The 6,675-nt window shown below is 77.1% G+C and carries 5 protein-coding genes; 3 read left to right on the top strand and 2 right to left on the bottom strand.

The window, feature by feature from the left end; all coding sequences use genetic code 11:
• The 3 genes from AB6N24_RS22250 to AB6N24_RS22240 form a co-directional block, all read left to right on the top strand.
• Positions 1-1,293 (top strand): hypothetical protein (locus AB6N24_RS22250; protein ID WP_412871541.1); only part of this gene is annotated, 1,293 nt, incomplete at its 5' end.
• Positions 1,294-1,490: 197 nt separating this feature from the next.
• Positions 1,491-2,288 (top strand): alpha/beta fold hydrolase, encoded by a 798-nt coding sequence (locus AB6N24_RS22245; protein WP_412871540.1) that lies wholly within the window; start codon positions 1,491-1,493, stop codon positions 2,286-2,288.
• Positions 2,285-3,829 carry a SpoIIE family protein phosphatase gene (locus tag AB6N24_RS22240; RefSeq protein WP_412871539.1) on the top strand — a complete coding sequence of 515 codons (1,545 nt, stop codon included), beginning with the start codon at positions 2,285-2,287 and terminating at the stop codon, positions 3,827-3,829. The genes AB6N24_RS22245 and AB6N24_RS22240 overlap by 4 nt, the downstream gene beginning before the upstream one ends.
• A gap of 13 nt (positions 3,830-3,842) precedes the next feature.
• On the opposite strand, the gene AB6N24_RS22235 is transcribed toward AB6N24_RS22240, so the two are convergent.
• Positions 3,843-4,547, bottom strand: coding sequence for a DUF6518 family protein (locus AB6N24_RS22235; RefSeq protein WP_412871538.1), 705 nt, complete (start codon positions 4,545-4,547; stop codon positions 3,843-3,845).
• Between the two features lie 228 nt (positions 4,548-4,775).
• A partial coding sequence (locus AB6N24_RS22230; RefSeq protein ID WP_412871537.1) for a glycosyl hydrolase 53 family protein occupies positions 4,776-6,675 on the bottom strand: 1,900 nt, incomplete at its 5' end.

Raw genomic sequence — 6,675 nt, 5'->3', positions numbered from 1 at the left:
GTCACCGACCTCGGGGCCGCGCGGGACGCCCGCGCCGCGCGCAGGCCGGCCCGCTGGCTGCAGGTCGCGGCGGCCGTCGCGGGCGTCGCGGTGATCGGCTCGGGCGCCTACGCGCTCGGCCGCAACGACGTGCCGACCCCGGCCGCCGCGCCCATCACGCTGGACGGCGCCGGCCGGGCGGCGGCCCCGGCGTCCGGCGCCGAGTCGATGGCCCTGGACCAGAGCACCGCCTCGACGAAGATGATCGCGCCGGGCTTCTGGGGGCGGACCGTCTTCACCGGCTCCGGTCTCGCGGGGGAGGGCGGGTCGGCGCGCGCGTGGACGTTCGACCCGGCGTCGGTGTTCTCGCAGGAGACCGCGGAGCGGGTCGCGGGCGTGCTCGGGGTCGAGGGGGCCGCGACGCAGCAGTGGGGCGCGTGGACGGTCGGGGCCCAGGACGGCACCGCGCCGAGCCTGCAGCTCCAGCCGGACGGGCTCGCGAGCCTGAGCTGGTCCGACCCCACGCGCGACCCGTGGAGCTGCGTGCGGTCGGCGCCCGAGACCCCGGACGTGGCGCCCGCGGACCCGGGCACCGACGTGGTCGAGCCGGACGGCCCCGCGACGAGCGGGCTCACCGAGGGGGAGGGCGACCCCGGCCTCGGCGCGCTGCCCCCGTGCGCGGTCGAGGGTTCCGCCCCGAGCGGCGACGACGCGAGCGCGCAGACCCGCGACCTGCTCGGCCGGCTCGGCGTGGACGCGGACGGGTACGAGCTCGAGGTCGCGACCGACACCGGGCAGCCGGCGGCGACGACCGTCTACGCCCACCAGGTGCTCGACGGTCAGCGCAGCGGCGTGTCGTGGACGCTCACGTTCGTCGCCGACGGGGTCCAGTCCCTCTACGGCTCGCTCGCGCCCGTCGTGGAGCTCGGGGAGTACGACGTCGTGAGCCCGGCGGCCGCGGTCGAGCGGCTCATGGACCCGCGCTTCGGCTCGTCGCCCGTGGGCGTGATGCCGCTCGCCGGCCAGGCCCGCTCGCTCGAGCAGCCCATGGTCGCGACCGAGGACCTCGGCGCGGTCTCGCCCGACGGCGCCGGGCAGGAGCCGACGGTCCCGCCGCTGACCCCGGCGGGCTCGCCGATCTCGTGGCCGGTCCAGGAGGTCACGCTGACGTCCGCGCGGCTCGGGCTCGCGATGGTCGCGCAGGCCGACGGGTCGAGCGTCCTGGTGCCGAGCTACGAGCTCACGGACGACGAGGGCAGCGCGTGGAGCGTCGTCGCGGTCGCCGACGACGGGCTCGACTTCGCGGCCCGCTGACCCGCGGGCGGCGCCGGTCGAGGACGGGCGCCGCACCGTCGCGGTGCGCGGCGCCCGGGCCGCCACGCACGGCTGCCCGGGCGCCCGCGGCCGTCCCGGTGCCCGACAGGGCCCGACAGGTGCGCGACCGGGGCGCGACACGCGGCCCGCACGGGCAGGCCCGTGCAGGCCCCAGGAGCCGCACGTACCCTGTCGCGGTGGACGTCCTGAGGCGCAACAACGTGGAGGTGCGCGGCCGTGCCGACGGCCCGCTCCTGCTCCTCGTGCACGGCTTCGGGTGCGACAAGGGGATGTGGCGGTACGTCGTCCCGGCGTTCGAGGGCACCCACCGGGTCGTGCTCATGGACCACGTCGGAGCGGGCGGCTCGGACGCCTCGGCGTACGACCCGGCGCGGCACGGACGCCTCGACGGCTACGCGCGCGACGTCCTCGAGGTGGTCGAGGCGCTGCACGCCGGCCCGGCCGTGGTCGTGGGGCACTCGGTCAGCGCGATGATCGGCGTGCTCGCGGCGATCGCCCGGCCGGACCTCGTGGACCGGCTCGTGCTCGTGGGGCCCAGCCCCCGGTACGTCGACGACGACGGGTACACGGGCGGCTTCACGCAGGACGAGATCGACGAGCTGCTCGACACGATGGACGACAACTACCTCGGCTGGTCGGCGTTCATCGCGCCGGTCATCATGGGCCGCCCGGACCGTCCCGAGCTCGGCGAGGAGCTCACGAGCAGCTTCTGCCGCACGGACCCGGCGATCGCGCGGGCGTTCGCCCGGACGACGTTCCTCTCGGACAACCGCGCCGACCTGCCGCGCTGCACGGTCCCCGCGCTCGTCGTGCAGTGCCGCGAGGACGCGATCGCCCCGGTCGCGGTCGGGGAGTACGTGCGGGACCACCTGCCGCGCAGCGAGTACGCGCTGCTCGACGCCGTCGGGCACTGCCCGAACCTCAGCGCCCCGGACGAGCTCGTGGCCGCGATGCGGGAGTACCTCGCCGCATGACGGGCAGTCCGGCGGACGCGTGGCGGTCGTCGCCGTCGGGTCTGCTCGTGCTCGACGCGGACGGCACCGTCGTCGCCGCGAACGACACGTTCCTGCGCTGGGTCGGGCGCGCCCGCGAGGACGTCGTGGGACGGGAGCGCCTGAGCGGGCTGCTGTCGGTCGGCGGCCGGATCTACTGGGAGACCCACCTCGCGCCGATGCTGCACGTCGACGGGCGCGCCGACGAGGTCGCCCTCGAGCTGCGCACGCCCACCGGGCGCATGCCCGTGCTGCTCACCGCGATGGTCCGGGGCACCGACGCCGACGGCCGCGTCCAGGTGCACGTGGCCCTGTCGAGCGCGCGCGAGCGGTCCCGGTACGAGCGCGAGCTCCTCGCCGCCCGCCGGGAGGCGGACCGCTCGGCCGCCCAGGTGCGCGTGCTGCAGCGGGCGACGTCGGCGCTCTCGCGAGCGACGGGTGTCCGGGGCGTCGCGCACGCGGTGCTCGACGCGGCCGTCGGGGACCTCGGCGCACGAGCGGCGACGGTCTGGCTCGCCGACGCCTCGGGCGCGCTGCGGCTGCACGGCTCGCTCGGGGAACGGGTCGACGAGGTGGGCGGACCGCCGGCGGACGCGGTGCTCGGGCAGCGCCGCGCAGCAGTCGACGGTGACCGCGTCGTCGTCCCGCTGCACGGCCAGGCCGGTCCGCAGGGTGTGCTCGTGCTCCTGCCGCGCGACGACCCGGGGGTCGAGCCCCCCGCGCTCGAGGTCGTCACGGCGCTCGGGGAGCAGGCAGGGCTCGCGCTGCACCGCGCCGAGCTGTACGAGCACAGCGCGACCGTCGCGCACGAGCTCCAGCACTCGCTGCTCGCGACCGACCCGCCCGTCGACCCGCGCTTCGAGGTGACGAGCGCGTACCGCCCCGGCGTCGAGGCGCTCGACGTCGGCGGTGACTGGCACGACGCGTTCCTCGCCGAGGACGGCGTCCTCTCGGTCGTGGTGGGCGACGTCGTCGGGCGCGGCCTCGGGGCCGCCAGCGCGATGGGTCAGGTCCGCAGCGCGATCCGTGCGGTCGCCGGTCCGGGGGTCGGGCCTGCGCGCCTCGTGCAGCGGCTCGACCGCTTCGTGGACCAGGTGCACGCCGCCGCCATGGCGACGATGGCCTACGTCGAGGTCGAGCTCGCGACCGGGCACGCGCGGTACGTGTGCGCCGGTCACCTGCCACCGCTGCTCGTGCGGGCGAGCGGGGGTGCGGAGCTGCTGTGGGGCGGGCGGTCGACGCCTCTGGGCGTGCGCATCCCGGGGCGCGAGCGCCGTGAGGGGACGTTCGAGCTCGCACCCGGCGACCGGCTGCTGCTGTACACCGACGGGCTCGTCGAGCGCCGTCACCGGCTGCTCGAGGAGAGCCTCGAGGGGCTCGCGGTCGCGGCGGCGAGCCTGCGCGACGAGCCGGCGGGCGTCGCGGTCCCGGCGCTCGTCCAGCGGCTGCTGCGCGACGAGCGGGGGCGGGACGACGTGTGCGTGCTGCTGCTGGGCTGGCGCGGCGGTCCTGCCGGGGACTGAGCCGGCGCCCGGGTCAGACGGGGAGCAGGTCGAGCACGAGGAACGCGGTCAGCCCGAGAGCCGTCGCGGGCACGAGCGCCACGCCGGCGTACGCCCGCTCCCGCGTCGTCCGCCCGACGAGCAGCGGCGCCCCGATGCCGAGCACGACCATCGTGAGGCCCTCGGGGACCTGGTCGGCGAAGACGAACGTCCGCACGAGACCCTCGTAGCAGAGCACCCCGCCCAGCACGGCGGCGGCCGCGACGCGCTCGCGGGCCGCCCCGAACCGGCACCACGCGCCCGCGGTGCCGAACACCACGCCGCCGACGACCGCGCTGAGCGACCAGAACGCCAGGTCCCCGGCGCCGGCCGGGACGCCCTGGAGCGACGCGGCGGCGGAGTACCCCCCGGTGAGCGCGAGCAGCGTGACGACGCCGACGAGACCGGGGGCGAACCGTCCCGTCACCCGTGAGCCGACGCCCGCGCCGACCAGGCTCCAGACCGCGACCGACGTGGCGACCGACCTCCACGCGCCGGGCAGGACGCCCTGGAGCACCTGGGCCGCGATGCCGAGCAGCAGCCCGCCGACGAGCGCGAGCGCGATGCCGACGAGCGGGTCGAGCGGCTCGTCGGCCGGGAGCGTCGCGGGCGCGCGGCCCGGGGACGTCCGGACGGCGGGGCCGCGGCGCACGGCGGCAGCGCGGGCGTGCGACCGGTCGAGGGGCGAGAGCACCGTCATACCCGCCAGTCCACCGGTGCGGAGGGCCGTGCGGCATCCGCCTGTGGTCGCGACGGGGACGCGAAACATCCTCCCCAGGGTGCACAACCTCTCGGGCGTGCGCTGCGTTCGGGGAGCGACCGGGCGGGCGAGCGCGGGTGCCGACCCGCGGCGGGCGCCCGGTGACGAGGCCGTGGCGGGGCCCGCGACGCACGGTCGCGGCCCCCGCCCGGGGCTCGTCGCGTCAGCTCAGGACCGGGGAGCCCGGACCGTGAGGCGCTCGGCGTCCGACGTCGCGCCGAGCAGCGCGGCGTCGCCCGAGTACGTCGCCGTGAGGCGGTGCGTGCCCGCACCCAGCACCGGGAGCGCGACCCGGACCGCGCCGCTGCGCGTCCCGTCGAGCGTCACGCGCGCCAGCTCGACGCCACCCTCGGCGACCACGACCGTCCCGCTCGGGCGCACATGGCCCTTCGAGCGGATCTCGACCGCCGCGGTCGCCGCCCGCCCGGCCTGCACGGTCGTCGGGGTCAGCCGCAGCCGGACCGTCGACGCGCGGCGGGCCGGCGGCTGCGCGGCGTCGGGCGCGAGCTCCGCGGCCGCGGGCAGCAGCCGGCCGTCGAACCCGAAGAGCGCCTGGTTCTCCCACGCGTTGCCCGACGACGGGTCGGCCGGGTCCCAGCCGTTGCCCTCGACGGCCGTCCACGCCGGCTCCCAGTACACGGTGCCGATGCCGCGCCCGCCGGGGGCCGAGGCGACGGCGTCCTGGACCGCGCGGAACGCCGCCGCCTGGCCCTGCGGGGTCGCCGGGTAGCCCGCCACGAGCTCGGTGGGCCGGTCGATCACGTTCTCCCACGCCGGGGTGTCGTCCTCGAGCGTGAACGGGTACGAGGTCTCGACGACGAGGACGTCACGGTCGTACCGCTCCGACAGCACCGTGACCGCCTCCTGGAGGTCGGCGAGGCTCCCGTGCCAGTAGCCGTAGTAGGAGAGCCCGACCAGGTCGAACGGGACGGCCCGCGCGGTCACCTCGTCGAACCACCACGTGAGGCCACCGATGCCGTTGTGGATGTTCGTCAGGTGCAGGATCACCTGCGTCTCGGCGGAGACCTCCTGCACGGCGGTCGCCCCCGCGGTGAGGAACGCCGCGAGGTGGTCCCACTGCGCGCCCGTGACCCCGTCGGACGGGTCGACGTCCCACGTCTGGCCCCAGGGCCACAGCATCCCGGGGTTGATCTCGTTGCCGACCTGGACGTAGTCGGCGGTGATCCCGGCGGCCTGGAGCGCGTCCAGGACCTCGCGCGTGTGGTCGTGCACCGCGTCGGCCAGCTCCGCGGGGGAGAGGTCCTCCCACGCCGCGGGCACGCCCTGCGCGCCGGGGTCGGTCCAGCGGTCCGAGTAGTGGAAGTCGACGAGCAGGTCCATGCCCGCGGCCTCGATCCGGCGCGCGGTGGCGACGACGTCGTCGGTGTCGTTGTACCCGTCCGCGGGGTCGACCCAGACCTTGAGCCGGCCGAGGTTCATGCCCGCGTCGGCGAGCAGCTCGACGGGGTCGCCGGGGCTGCCCGCGGCGTCCGCGTACGTCGCACCGAACGCCTCGTTCTTCGCGAGGCCGGACAGGTCGCCGCCGCGCACGTCCCGCGTGACGCGTCCGGGGGTCAGCTCGACGTCGTCGACGTCCGCCCAGGCGCCCGCCGGGCCGTCGGTCGTGATCGCGACCGTGCAGGTCGCGTCGTCGACCCACGCCGAGACCGCGAGGCGGACCCAGGCGTCGTCCTGCTCGGTCAGGGGCGTGGTCGTCGTGACGTCCGCCGGGTCCTGGCCCGCGCAGTCGAGCAGCCCGAGCGTCGTCGCGTCGAGCGCGCCGCCGGACTTGACCCACGCCGAGACGGTCCACCAGCCGGTGCCCAGGCCGGTCACCTGCTGCGCGGTGCGCACCTGGTAGGGGGCGCCGGCCCAGTGCGTGAGCCGGCCGGCCGACCCGTCGCGACCCGGCGCCGAGACCGCGGCCGCGGTGCTCGTGCCGGTCGTGCTCGTGACGGTCCAGCCGTCGAGGCCCTGCTCGAACCCGGGGTTGACGAGCGCCGCGGGCGTCGACGCCGTGGCCGTGGGGGCGGCCGCCGCACCGGAGGCGGCGAGCGCCGCCGCGGTC

Source organism: Cellulomonas jepli, from assembly GCF_047229345.1.
Lineage (GTDB): Bacteria > Actinomycetota > Actinomycetes > Actinomycetales > Cellulomonadaceae > Cellulomonas_A.
Note: the sequence above shows the minus strand (reverse complement) of the source record. Positions and strands in the feature narration are given on the sequence as shown.